Genomic DNA, 16,564 nt, shown 5'->3' with positions numbered 1-16,564 from the left:
CCTCAGCTTCTGGGCCCAAACAAGGCCGCGTTGGGGCAAAAAGGGGCCGGAATTCCTTACCTTTCCCACTCCCCCCGCGCGCGAAGGGCCGTCGAAGACAGGTTAACCATAGGAACGTTTACAAAACACCAAGCCGGCGCGGGCGACACCGGCAAAAGATGCGAGGCCCGGCCATTGATGCGGTGGCGTCGAAACAGCCGCGCCGCAGGGGACATGCGGGCCGAAATCCGGTCACCCGGACGCGCTAGCACACCGACGGGAACGTTTTGAAGGATCCAGCGCCAATTCTGCCACCGGTGAAATTGCGCCAGGTTGTCAGCACCCATCAGCCAGACAAAGCGGGTGCCCGGATAGGCCCGGCGCATCGCCTGCAACGTCTGGGCCGTAACATGCAGGTTCAATCGGTCCTCCAGATCCGTCACGCGGACACGCGGATGTCGCATCAGCGATCTGGCCGCGGCCAGCCGACGCTGCAGGGGCGCGGGCCCTTCGGATTTCAGTGGATTGCCCGGACTGACCAGCCACCAGACACGGTCGAGGTCAAAGCGTTTGAGCGCTTCCAGGGTCACATGCACATGCCCCTCATGCGGCGGATCGAATGACCCGCCGAACACACCGACTGTCATGCCCGGTCTCGCCTTCGGCCAGCCTGTCCGCACCGCATCTCTTCCCGATTGCTCTTTCAACCGCCCTTGGATAGACCATCGCTCACGCAGCGCAAGCGAAAGGGGAGCATGCCATGGCCGCCTATCAATACGTCTATCATATGAGCGGGGTCTCAAAGACCTATCCCGGCGGCAAGAAATGCTTTGAGAACATCCATCTGAACTTCCTGCCCGGCGTGAAGATCGGCGTGGTCGGCGTGAACGGCGCCGGTAAATCGACCCTGATGCGCATCATGGCCGGTCTGGACACCGATTTCTCAGGCGAAGCCTGGGCCGCCGAAGGGGCAAAGGTTGGCTATCTGCCGCAAGAGCCGCAGCTCGACGAAAGCCTGAATGTGCGCGAGAACGTGATGCTGGGGGTTGCAGAGAAGAAGGCCAAGCTCGACCGCTACAACGAACTGGCAATGAACTACTCCGATGAGACGGCCGATGAGATGGCCGCATTGCAAGACCAGATCGACGCGGAAAATCTGTGGGACCTGGACAGTCAGATCGACGTGTCGATGGAGGCACTGCGCTGTCCGCCGGACGAAGCCGATGTTGCCACGCTCTCGGGCGGGGAGCGCCGCCGTGTGGCGCTTTGCAAGCTGTTGCTTGAAGCGCCTGACATGCTGCTGTTGGACGAACCGACCAACCATCTTGATGCCGAAACCATCGCCTGGCTGCAGCAGCACCTGATCGAATACAAGGGCACGATCCTGATCGTGACCCACGACCGTTACTTCCTTGACGATATCACAGGCTGGATCCTGGAACTCGATCGGGGTCGCGGCATTCCCTACGAAGGCAATTATTCCGCGTGGCTGGAGCAAAAGGCCAAGCGGCTTGAGCAGGAGGCACGCGAGGACAAGTCGCGCCAGAAAACGCTGGAGCGGGAGCTGGAATGGATGCGGCAGGGGGCCAAGGCCCGGCAGGCCAAGTCGAAAGCCCGCATCAACGCCTACAATGAACTGGCGGAACAGTCCGAGCGGGAGAAGCTGACCCGTGCCCAGATCGTCATTCCCAACGGCCCCCGGCTGGGTGGAAAGGTGATCGAGGTCGACGGGCTTAGCAAAGCCTATGGCGAGAAGCTGCTTGTCGAAGATCTCACCTTTGCCCTGCCCCCCGGCGGCATCGTGGGCGTGATCGGGCCAAATGGCGCCGGTAAATCGACGCTCTTCAAGATGCTGACCGGTCAGGAGCAACCCGACAACGGTTCTGTCACCTATGGCGACACGGTACAGCTTTCCTATGTCGATCAGTCCCGTGATGATCTGCAGGCAGACGACACCGTGTGGGAGGCCATCTCGGGCGGGGCCGAGGTGATCGAACTGGGCGATGCCCAGGTCAATTCCCGCGCCTATTGCTCCTCGTTCAACTTCAAGGGTGGCGATCAGCAAAAGAAGGTGGGCCTTCTGTCGGGTGGCGAACGCAACCGTGTTCACATGGCCCGGCTGCTCAAGGAAGGCGGCAACGTGCTGCTGCTCGACGAACCGACCAACGATCTTGACGTTGAAACGCTGCGCGCGCTTGAGGATGCGTTGGTCGATTTCGCCGGGTGTGCCGTCGTGATCTCTCACGACCGGTTCTTCCTCGACCGGATCTGCACCCATATCCTCGCCTTCGAAGGCGACGCGCATGTGGAATGGTTCGAGGGCAATTTCGAGGATTACGAAGAAGACAAAAAGCGTCGTTTGGGCGCGGATGCTCTGGAACCGAAGCGGCTGAAATACAAAAAGTTCGCCCGTTAGAACCTATTTCGCACGCATGTCAGGCGCAGGAGAGGCCCATGATGATCCTGGTCCGTATCAACTGCCCTGACGCCGGCGTTGCCCAGCAGATTGCGCGGGGCGGAGTCGAAGCCCGGCTTGCGGCCTGCGCGAATATCGAACCGCCGATCCAGAGCGTCTATCACTGGAAATGTGCCATCGAGACGGGCGAGGAAACGCCCTTGATCTTGAAGACGCGCGCAGATTTTTTCGATCAGATCGTGCACCTGGTACAACAGATCCACCCGGACGAAACGCCCGCCATCATCGCGCTTCCGGTTCTGCGGACAACAGATGCGTTCGAAGCGTGGCTGATATCCGAAACGCAGAGTACATAATCCCTGAACAAATCAACCACCTGAATTCATGAGACATTTTTACATTTTTTAGAACTGATCTAAATCAAAACTCGCGCGCTCATTTAGCGATATTGAACCTTCGTGCGTTCCCCGGAGGTTTGCTATGAAACACATCGCCCCTATTGCTGTCCTATCATCCCAGCTCGCCCTTCCGGCGCAGGCCAACGAGTTGCGTGAAACTGCGCTTGACTGGTTTCAGCCATTGCCGTCGACCATTCCTGCCCTGCGCGACAACCCGATCACGCCAGAGAAGATCGAACTTGGCAAAGCCTTGTTCTTCGATCCCAGATTGTCCGCCTCGGGTGTCTTTAGCTGCTATTCCTGTCACAATCTGACGACCGGCGGCGATGACAACCTTGAAGTGTCCATCGGCCATGGCTGGCAAAAGGGTCCTCGCAACGCGCCGACGGTTCTGAACTCCGTCCTGAATGGGTCGCAATTCTGGGACGGTCGCGCCGAAGACCTGAGAGAGCAGGCCAAAGGGCCGATCCAGGCCGGCGTTGAGATGGCCAACACACCCGAAAACGTGGTGGCCACGTTGAGCAGCATGCCCCAGTACAGCATCTGGTTTCAGGAAGCGTTTGACGGGGAAGAGGATCCCGTGACCTTCGAAAACATGGCTAAGGCCATTGAAGCATTTGAGGCCACCCTGCTCACACCCGCGCCATTCGACGCGTTCCTGAACGGCGTTGACGATGCCCTGTCCGATGACGCCCAGGCGGGCCTGGCCCTCTTTGTCGATAAGGGGTGCGCCTCTTGCCATAGCGGCGTCAATTTGGGGGGCGACGGGTACTATCCGTTCGGTCTGATCGAAAAGCCGGGCGCCGATGTTCTGCCGCCCGACGACAAGGGGCGTTTTGCCGTTACGGACACGGTCGATGACGAATACGTGTTCCGCGCCTCTCCGCTCCGCAACGTCTCGGTCACGGCGCCCTACTTTCATTCGGGCGTCGTGTGGGACTTGTCCGTCGCGGTCGAGATCATGGCCGAATCCCAGTTGGGTGAGCCCCTGACGGAGCAGGAGACCGCACAGATCGTTGCATTTCTCGACAGCTTGACCGGAGACGTGCCGCCAGTCACCCTGCCCGTCCTGCCGGCAGAGACCAGCACCACGCCGCGACCTTCGGCTGAGATCATCCAGTGACATTCCGCTGGGGCGAGCCGCATGGCTCGTCCCGCAAGGCCGGTTCTCAACGAAGGGGCGAAATGGCCAGCCCCCGGCGGATGAGATCGCGCGCTTGTCGCAAGGCTTGTTCCGGAATTCAGCTTCAAATGCCGCATATGCCTGAGGTTTAGACCGCAAGATCTAAACCCCAGCAGCATCGCCCTAAACCGCTGATGAATAGTCAAAGCGACGGTCAACCGACATGCTTCAGTTTATCAAAAGACGTAAACGGAGCAGCCCATGACCCTTCATTGCCAGCCCAAGCCCCGCCCCCTTCCCGTCCGTGCGCCCCGCCCCGGCCCACGCGGACCTGACCGCTACCGGTTCAAAGACTGGGCCATGATCTGATCCCACCTGCCAGCACAATGTTGCAGGTGATCACGTCCGCGTTCCGGACCCTCCCTCGCCGGGACGCGGACACCTACCTCCACGTCATGAGATACGCTTTGCCCATTGCCCTTGTGATGCTGGTTTTCGGCCTGGCCCATGCCTTCGGTCTGACAGGACTTTTGGGCGCGCATCCCTTCTGGGCCGGTCAGGTGCTTTGGGTTGGTGCGCCATTGGGGGTTGTTCTTGCCTTTGCCCTTTGGATCACTCCGCTTTCGGCGCTGGTACGCACCATCTCTCTCGGCGTGCTCACGCTTTGCGCGATGGCGCTCGCGCATCTTGGCAAGACGCGCTTTGTGGCGTCCTATGCCGAAGACGTGTTGGCCGGGCAGATCTGGTATCTTGGTTGGATCGCAACCTGTGTCTTTGCCGCTGCATGTGTGGCATCATCGACACTGAAAACGCGCCGTTCCCTTTGACAAAGGGCGCGATCCGGGCTCAAGCTTTGCTATATCGTAGAAAAATCTTTGAGCTGCCCCATGATCACACGCCGTACATTCGCCGCATCCGTGGCTGCCGCGCTTGCGACACCCGCCCTTGTCCGAGCGGAGACCATCGCTTTTGATCCGACACCTCAATTCGTGCGGATCAAGAAAACCTATCAACAGGGCCAATTGCTGATCCTGCCCCGGTCCTACTATCTGTATTTCGTCACCGAACCGCGCAAGGCCATTCGTTATGGCGTGGGCGTCGGAAGGGCCGGTCTGGAGTTTACCGGAACAGCGACAATCGACGTCAAGAAAGAGTGGCCGACCTGGCGACCCACCAACGAGATGATCGAGCGCGACCCGCATCTCTACACGAAGTTTATCGACAACGACTACATCATGCCCGGCGGGCCCAGCAATCCGCTTGGCGCGCGTGCTCTCTATCTGTTCCAGAACGGTGTCGATACCTACTTCCGGATCCACGGAACGACGCAGCCCAACACGATCGGGCAATCTGTCTCAAACGGGTGCATCCGCATGCTGAACGAGCATGTGACGGATCTTTATCAAAGGGTGCCCGTGGGCACCGTCGTCACCGTCCTCTGATCAACGCGGCGCGTGCGTCAAAGGAGCACGCGCCAGACCAGAAGACTGGGGGCAAGAAACGCAAACGCGATGCAGAAAAGCTTGGCCGCATGGCTGATCTTGCCAAACATGCCGTCGCCCATCGCGCTTTCACCATAGCCAAGAGCCGCCGACATCACCGCATGGCCACGGGCTGCCTTACGCATCTTCGCGGCGTTCAGACTGTCCACAGCTCGATCATATTCAGCGCTCCGCGTTCGCTGCGCTTCGAGTTCGGGCGAAAGGTCTTCCATTCTTGACATATAGGCGCTCCAATATCGGCTGTGAGGGGACATGGCGCATTATCAGGCGAAGTCCATGTGTTTCCGCGAATTTCTTCTGGTCTCCGCGACGAATTGCCGGGACGGCGAAAGGGCGTTGTCATGCGATGTGCGGCTTTTCGCTGGTTTTTGCGGAGCCTTCACTTTTTCAACAGACTTCACCATTCCTGTGGGCGGCACCGCCGAAGGTTGATCGCGATGTGACGGCGACGGCCCGAGCACCGCTTGGCAGACGGCGTTCAAAGCAGACGAACAGGGGCGCTTGACATAAGAGCGCCCGGGGGTCCCGCCGGTCCCGACCCTCTGTTGAAGGTGCGCCTATCTGGCTTCTATGCATTTGATGTTCCCCAAAAGTTTCCTGAAAAGCGCGGCATCGACGGCACCGCAAGCGACGGTGTCGAGGCCGTTTTGCGCACACAGAACGGACAACTTCGGCGTGTGGACGGGCGCGCAAAGGCGGCTGTGCAGATCTGCGCGCTCTAATACCTTGCACGGGATCGGGCCATCCCGACCGGCGATGATGGTTGGATTGCAAGGTTTTATCCACATACCGTGCGGTCAGAGACCGAAAATGCGCCGGACGTGTCGTGATCTTTTCACTTGCCTCGACAGAGGCGTCATACCATGTGAGGGATGCGACGTTATCACTATCGACCTACTGCTCCTGACGGCTCAGTCTTCGATCTTGAACTGACGAGCCGACCTGCCGCATCCCGCGGGCAGACAATGACAGGAGAGACGACGATGGCCAGTGGCACCGTCAAATGGTTCAACACCACCAAGGGCTATGGATTTATTGCACCTGAAGGTGGCGGAAAAGATGTGTTTGTGCACATTTCCGCGGTAGAGCGCGCAGGCCTGACGGGTCTTGCCGACAATCAGAAGGTCACCTTTGACATCGAGCCCGGCCGCGACGGTCGCGAGGCAGCTGTCAACATCCAGTTGGCCTGATACCGAATAAGGGAGCGCGCCTGTCAGGGCGCCTCCCAATCAACATCGGTTGCCTCTTCGATCACCAGGCGCCCTTTCGGCCACGGACGCATGAGCGCTGACACCTCGCGCGGCGATCCGTTCAGCCAAAGCTGCAAGTCTTCAGCGTCAAGAATGACCGCCATCCGATGATGGATCGGTTTGACATCTTCATTCGGCTCGCACGTCACTATTGCGATCTGGGCGACCTCCGCACCACCGGGCGCGTTCCAGACATCCGTGATTGCCGCAAAATACAGAAAGCCACCGCGCTTGGGTCTTAACCGCCAAGCCGTCTTTCGGCGTTTTTCGCCGGTCCATTCGTACCACCCTTCGACCGGCAAGACGGCGCGTCCAACCCCATCGAATGCGGATTTGTCGAACACCGTCTCGGACCGGGCGTTGATGATGGTTTCCATCACCGGTCGCCCGCGGGCATTCACCCGACCGACCGGGATGATACCCCATCTCATCCGCTCAAGACCCTTGTTCGTGAGCGCGACGACGTCCTGTCCCGGAGCGATGTTCCCCCGTGGCGGTTCGTCGGCCAGATGCGTCGCCGAAACACTCAATCGCTCCGCCAGGACGGGGATCGGCTGCGTCTGGAACACTCTTCCCGGCATCAGCTTTCGGCAACGCGCGCGATTAGCGCTTCGACATAAGGGCCCAGACCTTCGACAATCCGTGCAACGCCATCGGCGTTTGGATGAATACCGTCGGGCTGCATGAAGCTGCGAAGCGCTGCGGGGTCGTCCTGTTCTTCCGTCAGCCCCTCGAAAAAGCTTTCGGCGTAGACAGCCCCGTAGGTCGCGGCAAGGTCGGGGTACATCGCATCAAAGTCCGCCTTGAAATCAGGACCGTAATTGCCCGGTGCCTGCATCCCGACCAGCAGAACATCGACATCCGCAGCACGGGCTGCATCAAGGATTTCTCTCAGATGCTCCTTGCTGACGCCCGGGTCAATCCCGCGCAAAAGGTCGTTTCCGCCCAGCGCCACGATCATGGCGTCAACCTCCGGGGTCAGGGTCCACGCGACCCGCGCAGCGCCCCCGGCGGTGGTGTCACCCGAGACGCCGGCATTGATCAGCTTCACTTCGGCTCCGCGCTCCTCAAGCCATTTTTCAAGCTGCGGGACAAATCCATCTTGCTGGGTCAGGCCGTATCCCTGTGTAAGGCTGTCGCCGAGCGCGGCAATCGTGACGGCTTCGGCCCGGACGACCGTACCAAGACAAATAAAAACAAGGCTGATCCACATCTTGCGCATCTCGATGACTGCTCCATATGCCAAATCACGCAAATCGAAAGGTGCATTGGGCCATGTCTGACCCCGTCCTTACGCTCAAAGATGCCGCTTTGTCGCTAAATGGCAATGCCGGGCCTGTCGACATTCTGCGCGACATCACGCTGAACGTCATCAAGGGAGAGACACTTGGCCTGATCGGACCGTCGGGATCCGGCAAGTCCTCTCTCCTGATGCTGATGGGCGGGCTGGAACGCGCCACCGGCGGATTGGTAGAGGCGCTGGACCGGGATCTGACGAACATGGACGAGGACAGCCTCGCACGGTTTCGGCGCGATCACATGGGCGTGGTGTTTCAATCCTTCCATCTAATCCCCACGATGACGGCGCTTGAAAATGTCGCCACCCCGCTTGAGCTTGCCGGAGACCGGGACGCCTTTGAACGCGCGAAAGATGAGTTGGAAGCCGTCGGGCTGGGCCACCGGGCCGGGCACTACCCGGCGCAAATGTCCGGCGGGGAACAACAGCGGGTCGCACTGGCGCGTGCATCCGCCCCGCGACCGGACATCCTGCTGGCGGATGAGCCCACGGGCAATCTTGATCAGAACAACGGTCAGGCCATCATGGACCTGCTCTTTGGCCTGCGCGACCGCCACGGCGCAACGCTGGTTCTTGTGACACATTCGCGTGAGCTTGCCGCGCGCTGTGATCGCGTCGTGCGGTTGCGGGACGGCCAGATCGCCCCGGATGTCGCGCAAGAGGCAGCCGAATGAGCACCCGGACCGCCTTGCGCTTCGCCCGGCGCGAATTGCGCGGCGGGCTTGGCGGGTTCCGCATCTTTCTGGCCTGCCTGGCGCTGGGCGTCGCGGCGATCGCCGCTGTCGGCACGGTGAGAGCCAGCATCGAGGCAGGTCTGGCCAGAGAGGGCGCAGCTCTTCTAGGTGGCGATGCCGAAATGGAATTCACCTACCGGTTTGCGACCGAAGAAGAACGCGAATGGATGTCCACGACGGCAGAGCGCGTGTCCGAAGTGACCGATTTCCGATCCATGGTGGTGGTGGATCGCGACAGCGGGGCGGAACGGGGTCTGACGCAGGTCAAATCGGTCGACGATGTCTATCCGCTTGTCGGGCAGGTCCGGCTTGAGCCTGACATGCCTTTGGCAACCGCCCTGGACGGTCGCGATGGCCTGCCCGGCGCCGTGATGGCCCCGCTGTTGATGGACAGGCTGGCGCTTGTGCCCGGAGATCGCTTTCGCCTTGGCACGCAGGAATTTGTTCTGATGGCGACCCTTGCAAACGAGCCCGACAGCGCTGCCGATGGCTTTGCGCTCGGCCCCCGCACACTGGTTCGAACCGAAGCACTGAACACCTCCGGCCTGCTGGAACCGGGCACCCTGTTTTCGACGCGGTATCGCCTTGATCTGCCGCCCGAGACCGATCTGGCGGTGTTGGCGCAGGATGCGCGCGACCGCTTTGAAACGTCAGGCCTGCGGTGGACGGATGCGCGCAATGGTGCCCCGGGCGTGGCGGAATTCGTTGACCGTCTGGGGGCCTTTCTGGTGCTCGTCGGACTGTCGGGCCTTGCGGTGGGAGGCGTTGGCGTCTCAGCAGCCGTGCGCGCATATCTCACCCGCAAGACCAGTGTCATTGCCACGTTGCGCACGCTGGGCGCGGACCGGGCGACGATCTTCCAGACCTACTTCATCCAAATCGCCGTTCTGTCACTCGTCGGCATCGCCTTGGGCTTGATGCTGGGCGGTATTGTCCCGGTCCTTCTCGCTCCGATCATCGAGGCACGCCTGCCGATCCCCGCGGCCTTTGCGATTTACCCTCAGCCGCTTTTCGAGGCTGCGATCTATGGCTTGCTGACCGCCTTGATCTTCACACTCTGGCCACTGGCCCGAACCGAGGAGGTCAGGGCCGCGACCCTCTTTCGTGACGCTTTGTCATCGGCGCGTCTGCTTCCGCCCCTGCGTTACGTTCTGGCGCTCGCCTTAGGGCTGACTGTCCTTGTCGGCCTGGCGGGGTGGTTCAGCGAAGCGCTGGATCTGACGCTTTGGACGACAGGCGGCATTATCGGCGCGCTTTTGCTTCTGTCGATCGCTGCCTTCCTGATCCGGCGCCTGGCCCGCAGTGGCGGCGCGCTTGCACGGGGACGACCCGCGCTGCGCTGGGCACTGGGCGCCATCAGCGGCACCCGGGAAGGGGCCGCATCCGTTGTCCTCTCGCTTGGACTTGGGCTGTCTGTTTTGGCCGCGGTCGGGCAGATCGACGGCAATCTCCGCAACGCCATTTCGGGCGATCTGCCGGACGTCGCGCCGTCCTATTTCTTCGTCGACATTCAGCGGGACCAGATGCCCGGCTTCTCCGCCCGCCTTGACGAGGATCCCGCCGTCTCGCGCGTGGACAGTGCGCCGATGCTCCGCGGTATCATCACGCGCATCAACGACCGCCCGGCGCGCGAGGTCGCGGGCGAACATTGGGTGCTGCAGGGTGATCGGGGCGTGACCTATTCCGCCGCATTGCCGGACGATACCAGCGTTACCGCCGGCGAATGGTGGGCGCCGGACTATTCCGGTCCACCCCTCATCAGCTTTGCCGCGGAAGAGGCCGCCGAGATGGGTCTGAAGATCGGCGACACGATGACCGTGAATATCCTGGGCCGGGACATCACCGGCACGATCGCGAGCTTTCGGGAGGTCGATTTCTCGAATGCGGGCATCGGCTTTATTCTTGCGATGAACCCGGCGGCTCTGGCCGGTGCGCCACATACCTTCATCTCGACCGTCTATGCCGAGGAAAACGCGGAAGCCGATATTCTGAGAGACCTGTCATCCGCCTATCCCAACATCACCGCGATCCGCGTCCGCGACGCGATTGACCGGGTAAGCGAGGTCCTGTCAGGGCTGGCGGCGGCAACCTCATACGGGGCTGCGGCAACCTTGCTAACCGGCTTTCTTGTGCTCATCGGCGCCGCCGCCGCCGGAGAAAGCGCACGCACCTTCGAAGCGGCTGTGCTCAAGACGTTGGGAGCATCACGACGCAGAATTCTGATCAGCTTCGCCCTGCGGTCGGCGATCCTGGGTGCGGCGGCAGGTGTCGTGGCCCTGGCGGCGGGGATCGGCGGCGGCTGGGCCGTGAGCCATTTTGTGATGGAGACCGACTTTAGCGTCATCTGGTCGTCCGCACTCGCCATCATCGGCGGCGGTATCCTGGCGACCCTGATCGCGGGTCTTCTCTTCGCCTGGCGCCCGCTTTCGGCCCGCCCGGCGCAGGTTCTGCGCGCCCGGGAATGATCAGCGGGTGCAGGTCACGGGCTGCAAGATCCTGAGCAGATCAGCGTTATCGCATACCAGAGATTCCAGCGTGATCTCGTCCATATGCGCGTAAAATGCCTCTGCCGCATCTGCAAGCGCGAGCCTGAGCCGGCATGCATCAACCAGGGGGCAGGTATTGTCGGCGTCGGCAAAACACTCCGCAATCGGCAGGTTCCCCTCGACATCGCGAAACACATCGCCGACCCGGATCTGATCGGCTGACCGCCCAAGGCTAAGACCGCCATTGCGTCCCCGCTGGGTGCGCAGATATCCAAGCTGGCTGAGTTGATTGATCACCTGCGCGAGGTGATTTTCCGAGATGTTGCAACATTCCGCGATCTCAGCCTTTGTCACCAACCGTCCGGGATTGGCCGCACAGAACATCAGCAGCCGGACCGCGATGTTCGTTCTTTTGGTTATTCTCATAGGATCGCTCCTGTCGCGCCACGATGGGTCAGTATTGCATAATTATGCAAAAGACGGTTTGACATACATCAATAAAACGCCGTGAGCGAGGTTGCGACATGCGCGATCCCTATTTCTTTGGCTATGGTAGCCTCGTGAACACATCCACGCATGCTTATCCTGACCCGCAACCCGCCTCGCTGCGGGGCTGGCGGCGTGCCTGGTGCCATACCGGCCTGAGAGAGGTCGCCTTTCTGACGGTGATCCCCGATCCCGGGACGACGATCGAAGGTCTGGTCGCACCGGTTCCCAACGCGGACTGGCAGGCGCTGGACGATCGCGAATGGGCCTATGAACGGGCACTGGTCACTGCCCAAGTCAGCCACAGGCTGCATGCAGTGACCGATATCGCGGTCTATTCCGTACCGTCACAGTCGCGTGCCGGCGCGAGCACGGCCCATCCGATCCTTTTGAGTTACCTGGACGTGGTGGTGCAGGGATATCTGCGGGTCTTCGGCGTTGACGGGGCGACCCGGTTTTTCGAAACCACAGATGGATGGCAGGCGCCGATCCTGAACGACCGCGCCGATCCACGCTATCCGCGCCATCAAGCACTCAGCGCGGATGAACTGCGTTTTGTCGACGCGATGCTGGAGGATCTACCTGCGGTGATAAAACATCTGGAACAGCCTTAGCTGACGAAAGAACGGCTCACGCTCTCCCAAAGCTCCGCCATCCGCCATGACACGGCGGGCCAGGATCCAGGCCAGAACGCCAAAGACGACCCCGCCCGCCGCCTGGCCAATCAGAACACCAGGCGCCCCCAAAACAGCCGCGCCAAGCATGACAAGGGGAATGGTGCCCAGCGTGTGGCGCCCCCAATTGATCCAGGTTGAGTAAAAGGGGCGTCCCAGATTGTTGAAGGACGCGTTGCTCACGAAGATCACGCCATTGAAGAAGAACGCCAGCGCAAGAGGGCCGCAGAACAGAAAGACAAGATCGCGCGTCACGCCCTCGGCCTGGAACAGCGCGGCCAGAGGCGCGCGCAGGGCAAAGAGCGCGGCGGACACCATAGCGACCACGATGGCGACAAAGACAATCGCAGCTTGAAAGGCACGCCGTACCCGAACGCGATCTCCCGCGCCGAAATTCTGCCCGATGATCGGGCCGACTGCCCCCGAAAGCGCATAGATGACACCGAACGCCACCGGCATCAGGCGCGCGACGATGGCCATTCCGGCTACGGCAGCCTCCCCAAATTCGGCCATCGCCCGGGTGACATAAGCCTGGCCGACAGGCGTTGCGAGCTGGGTCAGGATGGCGGGCACAGCAATCGCAAGCACGGGACGGAAATCTCGCATGAGCCCCGGTGCAGAGGGCGTCGCAAAACCGCCATGGTGCCGGATCAGCGGAAGAAGGGAGGTCGCGGCCATCACCATGCGAGCAGCCACCGACGCAAGGGCCGCGCCCGTCAGTTCAAGGTCCAGACCAAAGATCAGGATCGGATCGAGCACCGCGTTCACTGCCCCACCGTAGATCGTGGCCATCATGGCGCGGCGCGCATCCCCATGGGCACGCAAAAGCGCCCCGCCCGTCATCCCGATCAGAAGAAGCGGCAGGGATGGAACGACGATCTGAAGATAAAGGACGGCAAGACGCGCGGTCTCTCCCTCCGCGCCGAGCAGACCCACGAGAAAGCCCAGGTTCAGCCAGACCGCGATGGAGAATGCGACGCCAAAGGCCACCCCGTAAACCAGCGCATGGGTCGCCCTCTCCCGCGCCCGTTCGGGATCCCCTGCGCCAAGGGCGCGGGCCACAAGGGCGCCGGCGGCGATCGCCATGCCGATGCTGAAGGATGTCGTGAAAAAGAGGATCGCGCCCGCATATCCGACCGCGGCGGCCAGTTCGGCTTTGCCCAGCATGGAAATGAAGATCATGTCGACAAAGTCGACGATGAACACGGCCATAAGGCCAACCGACGCGGTCAGCGACATCACAGTCACATGCCGAAAAAGGTTGCCCTTGAGAAACTTTGCCTGGGCCTCCGCCATGCCGGGCAGGTCCTACCCGTCCCGACCGATGGCGGTGGGTATCAACGGTTTTCCCTCGCCCGCACGACCTGCAAGAGGGGCATGACAGCGGCCATGTCCGGTCCGTGAGACTGTCCGGTCAGCGCCTTGCGCAGTGGCATGAACAGGGATCTGCCCTTGCGTCCGGTGGCCTCCTTCACGGCTGCGGTCCAGGTTGCCCACGTGGCCTCGTCGAATGGCGCGTCTGCAAGCAGCGTCATCGCCTCGCGGACGAAATCGGTATCTTCGTCGTCGATGACCGGCTCTGCGCCCTCGCGGAACAGTCGCCACCAGTCCTGCAGATCGGACAGCGTCGTGATATTGTCTCGTGTGACCGTCCAGAACTGCTCAGCCTGATGATCCGGCACGCCGATCTCCGCGATCGTGCCTGCAACTGCATTGAAAGGCAGCGTCTGCAGATGCCTTGCGGTCAGCGGGAAAAGGTCCGCCTCGTCAAACTTGGTCGGTGCCGCGCCAAAGCGCCCGATATCGAACCCATCAACCAGCTCGGCCATGTCGGCGCGAAGCTCAATAGGATCGCTTGAGCCGAGCCGCGCCATATGGCTGAGCAAAGCCATCGGTTCCACCCCCTGTGCGCGCAAGTCACGCAGGGCAAGCGTGCCAAGCCGCTTCGACAGCGCCTCGCCCTGGGGCCCCGTCAGCAGACTGTGATGTGCGAAACGCGGACAGGTCCCGCCAAGGGCTTCGATGATCTGGATCTGGGTCGCCGTATTGGTGACATGGTCCGACCCGCGGACCACATCGGTGACGCCCATCTCGGTGTCGTCGACCACCGATGCCAGCGTATAGAGAACCTGACCGTCGCCCCGGATGAGCACCGGATCACTGACGCTTGCCGCGTCAATGGAGGTGTCGCCAAGGATACCATCGACCCATTCGATCCGCGCATGATCAAGCTTGAACCGCCAGACGCCGTCCCCACGCTCTGCCCGCAAGGCCTGCTTTTGGTCATCGCTGAGGGCAAGGGCCGCGCGGTCATAGACGGGCGGACGACCCATGTTGAGCTGTTTCTTGCGCTTGAGATCCAGTTCGGTTGGGGTTTCAAACGCCTCGTAGAAACGTCCCATCTTGCGCAGGGTGTCGGCGGCCTCCGCATAGCGATCCAAGCGTTCGGATTGTCGTTCGACCCGGTCCCAGTGCAGACCCAGCCAGTCGAGATCCTCCTTGATCGCATCGACATACTCTTCCTTGGAACGCTCCGGATCCGTATCGTCGATGCGCAGAATGAAGGTGCCCCCGGCCTTGCGCGCGATGAGATAGTTCATCAGCGCGGTTCTGAGGTTTCCGACATGGATATAGCCGGTCGGGGATGGGGCGAAACGGGTGGTGGTCATCTGCGTCTCCTGCTTGCGCGCCATGTCTCACAGGGACACCGTTTTGTCCAGAACAGCGACAGTCAGAGGCCGCCGGAGCGTGCCTGCGCCACAAGGTCGGCGGCGCATTGGCTCATCTCCGCGATCTCCCGGATGGAGGCCCGAGGACCAGCCGTCTCCGCCCGGGTGAAGGCCGCCCGGCGCAACGCCATCAACCGCGCCCTCGGGCTAGAGAGAAACGTGTCCTGTGGAATGACCGTTTCCAAGGGCGAATCGAGACGGATCACCTCGAAATAGCCGCCGGTCAGCGCGGTGAGGGCAAAGCCACATGCGCCTGCCTGCGCACCGCATTCCCCCCGACAGAGGTCGGCGATGGGCCGCGTTGCCTCGTCCGTCATGATCCAGTCCGTCACGGTGGCGTGCCAGCGATTGTCCGGATTTGTATCACCGTAACCGTATCCCAGCGCAAGAAGACCAGCGATCCCGCGGGTGTCCTCGTCTGCGCCGTCGATCATATCGCCCAGACCGGTGATATGGCGCAAAACATAGATGCCATCGCCCTGCAGTTCGGGATTGTTTTCGAGATAAAGCAGATAGGGCCGCAACTCCGGCAACAGCGCATCGCTCTTTAATAGCGCGCGCCGATCCTCGGATGTTCCGTAGAGCGCGAGGATCCTGGTTGGATAGTCGGTGGCCTGCGCCTCTCCCATCTCCCTCAGCTCATCGATCAGCTCGGGCTGCACATCCGGAAAGCGGGACGCCCGCAGAGCGCGCGCCAGGGCATTGCCCTGCTGATCCTCAACCGCAAGCCAGCTTGTTGCCGGTCCTCCGTCGGTCGAGCTTCTGCGAAAAAGCGCACGCGCCTGATCTGGCGTCAGGTTTCGCCGAAATTGCGACGGGCCTTTGTCCATCAGCTCGATCTGGGCCAGCAAAATCCGGGCCAATGCGTGCCCCTGCTGCGCGAGATCGGCAAATTCGGGCAGCGCGCCTGCGTCATCTCCATCAAGCCAGAGGGACACCGCGGTCTCGAAGCGATCTGATGAGGACGCCAACGGCAGGCCTGCGACCGCAAGGGTCAGGCCGATCGCGATGGCCCAGATCCGCCATGTCATTGCGCCACACACCTCTTATTCGGATTGGACAGTCCAACGTCGCCCCAAATCCTTTCGCCCCGCTTGGATCAATTCCGTCAGAACGTCCAGATCAATATCGACGATCCGGTTCACATCTAAGCAGGACGCACCAATCCTATGCTTTCCCAATCGAAGGAGGATCGATGAAAAGGCCGCATATCCAGGCATGACATAAGCCGAAGAGGCCGATTTCCGCGATGCGAAACCTGTTGGGAGAATGTTGCCTTTGTGTCCGCTTGCATGACGGCAATCATAGCAGCCATCACCCGGCATCGAACCGCCCCAGATCTTTGGCTGAAAACCGGTCATCCACTGCAGGAACCGACGCAGCGTTCTGGCGTCAGCGCGCCGCATATCGGGTTCGACCGCCGCGAGATACGCGGGCTTATCCTGATCCGCCTGTATCGTCATACGTCTTACCATCGCGATAAAGTTACC

General features: G+C 61.3%; 18 protein-coding genes. 10 read left to right on the top strand and 8 right to left on the bottom strand.

Annotation, left to right across the window (positions count from 1 at the left end; all coding sequences use genetic code 11):
- Positions 1–56: 56 nt before the first annotated feature.
- Positions 57–659 carry a nicotinate-nucleotide adenylyltransferase gene (locus CFI11_RS03525; RefSeq protein WP_130403120.1) on the bottom strand — a complete coding sequence of 201 codons (603 nt, stop codon included), beginning with the start codon at positions 657–659 and terminating at the stop codon, positions 57–59.
- An 80-nt stretch (positions 660–739) separates the two neighbouring features.
- Here CFI11_RS03525 and ettA point away from each other — a divergent pair, with 80 nt between their 5' ends.
- From ettA to CFI11_RS03500, 5 genes are all read left to right on the top strand, one after another.
- Positions 740–2,395, top strand: coding sequence for an energy-dependent translational throttle protein EttA (gene ettA / locus CFI11_RS03520; RefSeq protein WP_130403118.1), 1,656 nt, complete (start codon positions 740–742; stop codon positions 2,393–2,395).
- Between the two features lie 38 nt (positions 2,396–2,433).
- Complete coding sequence (cutA, locus tag CFI11_RS03515) at positions 2,434–2,751, top strand: divalent-cation tolerance protein CutA (RefSeq protein WP_130403116.1); 318 nt, start codon at positions 2,434–2,436, stop codon at positions 2,749–2,751.
- A gap of 124 nt (positions 2,752–2,875) precedes the next feature.
- Positions 2,876–3,916 (top strand): cytochrome-c peroxidase, encoded by a 1,041-nt coding sequence (locus CFI11_RS03510; RefSeq protein WP_130403114.1) that lies wholly within the window; start codon positions 2,876–2,878, stop codon positions 3,914–3,916.
- 455 nt (positions 3,917–4,371) lie between these two features.
- Positions 4,372–4,743, top strand: coding sequence for a hypothetical protein (locus tag CFI11_RS03505; RefSeq protein WP_130403112.1), 372 nt, complete (start codon positions 4,372–4,374; stop codon positions 4,741–4,743).
- 60 nt (positions 4,744–4,803) lie between these two features.
- The gene (locus CFI11_RS03500) at positions 4,804–5,358 is read left to right on the top strand and encodes a L,D-transpeptidase (RefSeq protein WP_130403110.1); all 555 of its coding nucleotides are present in this window, start codon (positions 4,804–4,806) and stop codon (positions 5,356–5,358) included.
- Positions 5,359–5,375: 17 nt separating this feature from the next.
- Here CFI11_RS03500 and CFI11_RS03495 read toward each other — a convergent pair whose 3' ends face one another.
- Positions 5,376–5,630: a hypothetical protein gene (locus tag CFI11_RS03495; protein ID WP_130403108.1), complete on the bottom strand. Its 255-nt coding sequence runs from the start codon at positions 5,628–5,630 to the stop codon at positions 5,376–5,378.
- A 40-nt stretch (positions 5,631–5,670) separates the two neighbouring features.
- On the opposite strand from CFI11_RS03495, the gene CFI11_RS03490 reads away from it, so the two are divergent.
- Both CFI11_RS03490 and CFI11_RS03485 read left to right on the top strand, forming a co-directional pair.
- A complete protein-coding gene (locus CFI11_RS03490; protein WP_130403106.1) occupies positions 5,671–5,850 on the top strand; it encodes a hypothetical protein in 180 nt (59 codons plus the stop codon).
- Positions 5,851–6,401: 551 nt separating this feature from the next.
- Positions 6,402–6,608, top strand: a complete 207-nt coding sequence (locus CFI11_RS03485; protein ID WP_130403104.1) for a cold-shock protein — start codon at positions 6,402–6,404, stop codon at positions 6,606–6,608.
- A gap of 23 nt (positions 6,609–6,631) precedes the next feature.
- On the opposite strand, the gene CFI11_RS03480 is transcribed toward CFI11_RS03485, so the two are convergent.
- Together CFI11_RS03480 and CFI11_RS03475 are read right to left on the bottom strand one after the other, a co-directional pair.
- On the bottom strand, positions 6,632–7,249 hold the full coding sequence (locus tag CFI11_RS03480; RefSeq protein ID WP_130403102.1) for an SOS response-associated peptidase: 618 nt from the start codon (positions 7,247–7,249) through the stop codon (positions 6,632–6,634).
- Complete coding sequence (locus CFI11_RS03475) at positions 7,249–7,890, bottom strand: arylesterase (RefSeq protein ID WP_130403100.1); 642 nt, start codon at positions 7,888–7,890, stop codon at positions 7,249–7,251. The genes CFI11_RS03480 and CFI11_RS03475 overlap by 1 nt, the downstream gene beginning before the upstream one ends.
- Before the next feature lie 53 nt (positions 7,891–7,943).
- Between CFI11_RS03475 and CFI11_RS03470 the strand changes: the two genes are divergently transcribed.
- Both CFI11_RS03470 and CFI11_RS03465 read left to right on the top strand, forming a co-directional pair.
- Positions 7,944–8,639 (top strand): ABC transporter ATP-binding protein, encoded by a 696-nt coding sequence (locus CFI11_RS03470; RefSeq protein ID WP_130403098.1) that lies wholly within the window; start codon positions 7,944–7,946, stop codon positions 8,637–8,639.
- Positions 8,636–11,164 carry an ABC transporter permease gene (locus CFI11_RS03465; RefSeq protein WP_130403096.1) on the top strand — a complete coding sequence of 843 codons (2,529 nt, stop codon included), beginning with the start codon at positions 8,636–8,638 and terminating at the stop codon, positions 11,162–11,164. The genes CFI11_RS03470 and CFI11_RS03465 overlap by 4 nt, the downstream gene beginning before the upstream one ends.
- Here the strand turns inward: CFI11_RS03465 and CFI11_RS03460 are convergent, their stop codons facing one another.
- Entirely contained in the window at positions 11,165–11,611 is a 447-nt protein-coding gene (locus tag CFI11_RS03460; protein WP_130403094.1) for an Rrf2 family transcriptional regulator, read from the bottom strand.
- A gap of 98 nt (positions 11,612–11,709) precedes the next feature.
- Between CFI11_RS03460 and CFI11_RS03455 the strand changes: the two genes are divergently transcribed.
- Entirely contained in the window at positions 11,710–12,285 is a 576-nt protein-coding gene (locus CFI11_RS03455; RefSeq protein WP_130403092.1) for a gamma-glutamylcyclotransferase family protein, read from the top strand.
- On the opposite strand, the gene CFI11_RS03450 is transcribed toward CFI11_RS03455, so the two are convergent.
- From CFI11_RS03450 to CFI11_RS03440, 3 genes are all read right to left on the bottom strand, one after another.
- A complete protein-coding gene (locus tag CFI11_RS03450; RefSeq protein ID WP_130403090.1) occupies positions 12,250–13,641 on the bottom strand; it encodes an MATE family efflux transporter in 1,392 nt (463 codons plus the stop codon). The two genes, CFI11_RS03455 and CFI11_RS03450, sit on opposite strands and share 36 nt — an antisense overlap.
- Before the next feature lie 41 nt (positions 13,642–13,682).
- A complete protein-coding gene (gene gltX, locus CFI11_RS03445; RefSeq protein WP_130403088.1) occupies positions 13,683–15,014 on the bottom strand; it encodes a glutamate--tRNA ligase in 1,332 nt (443 codons plus the stop codon).
- Positions 15,015–15,076: 62 nt separating this feature from the next.
- Positions 15,077–16,105, bottom strand: coding sequence for a hypothetical protein (locus tag CFI11_RS03440; RefSeq protein WP_130403086.1), 1,029 nt, complete (start codon positions 16,103–16,105; stop codon positions 15,077–15,079).
- Positions 16,106–16,564: the final 459 nt, after the last annotated feature.

It is taken from the genome of Thalassococcus sp. S3, assembly GCF_004216475.1.
Taxonomy (GTDB): domain Bacteria; phylum Pseudomonadota; class Alphaproteobacteria; order Rhodobacterales; family Rhodobacteraceae.
This window is presented reverse-complemented; position numbering and strand designations above follow the sequence as displayed.

Bases quoted from the DNA above. Each gene is read 5' to 3' on its own strand.
- CFI11_RS03455 (WP_130403092.1), top strand. From the start codon at position 11,710: ATGCGCGATCCCTATTTCTTTGGCTATGGTAGCCTCGTGAACACATCC.
- CFI11_RS03450 (WP_130403090.1), bottom strand. From the start codon at position 13,641: ATGGCGGAGGCCCAGGCAAAGTTTCTCAAGGGCAACCTTTTTCGGCAT.
- CFI11_RS03470 (WP_130403098.1), top strand. From the start codon at position 7,944: ATGTCTGACCCCGTCCTTACGCTCAAAGATGCCGCTTTGTCGCTAAAT.
- CFI11_RS03500 (WP_130403110.1), top strand. From the start codon at position 4,804: ATGATCACACGCCGTACATTCGCCGCATCCGTGGCTGCCGCGCTTGCG.
- CFI11_RS03460 (WP_130403094.1), bottom strand. From the start codon at position 11,611: ATGAGAATAACCAAAAGAACGAACATCGCGGTCCGGCTGCTGATGTTC.
- CFI11_RS03475 (WP_130403100.1), bottom strand. From the start codon at position 7,890: ATGCGCAAGATGTGGATCAGCCTTGTTTTTATTTGTCTTGGTACGGTC.
- cutA (WP_130403116.1), top strand. From the start codon at position 2,434: ATGATGATCCTGGTCCGTATCAACTGCCCTGACGCCGGCGTTGCCCAG.
- ettA (WP_130403118.1), top strand. From the start codon at position 740: ATGGCCGCCTATCAATACGTCTATCATATGAGCGGGGTCTCAAAGACC.
- CFI11_RS03480 (WP_130403102.1), bottom strand. From the start codon at position 7,249: ATGCCGGGAAGAGTGTTCCAGACGCAGCCGATCCCCGTCCTGGCGGAG.
- CFI11_RS03510 (WP_130403114.1), top strand. From the start codon at position 2,876: ATGAAACACATCGCCCCTATTGCTGTCCTATCATCCCAGCTCGCCCTT.
- CFI11_RS03440 (WP_130403086.1), bottom strand. From the start codon at position 16,105: ATGACATGGCGGATCTGGGCCATCGCGATCGGCCTGACCCTTGCGGTC.
- CFI11_RS03495 (WP_130403108.1), bottom strand. From the start codon at position 5,630: ATGGAAGACCTTTCGCCCGAACTCGAAGCGCAGCGAACGCGGAGCGCT.
- CFI11_RS03490 (WP_130403106.1), top strand. From the start codon at position 5,671: ATGGCGCATTATCAGGCGAAGTCCATGTGTTTCCGCGAATTTCTTCTG.
- CFI11_RS03485 (WP_130403104.1), top strand. From the start codon at position 6,402: ATGGCCAGTGGCACCGTCAAATGGTTCAACACCACCAAGGGCTATGGA.
- CFI11_RS03505 (WP_130403112.1), top strand. From the start codon at position 4,372: ATGAGATACGCTTTGCCCATTGCCCTTGTGATGCTGGTTTTCGGCCTG.
- gltX (WP_130403088.1), bottom strand. From the start codon at position 15,014: ATGACCACCACCCGTTTCGCCCCATCCCCGACCGGCTATATCCATGTC.
- CFI11_RS03465 (WP_130403096.1), top strand. From the start codon at position 8,636: ATGAGCACCCGGACCGCCTTGCGCTTCGCCCGGCGCGAATTGCGCGGC.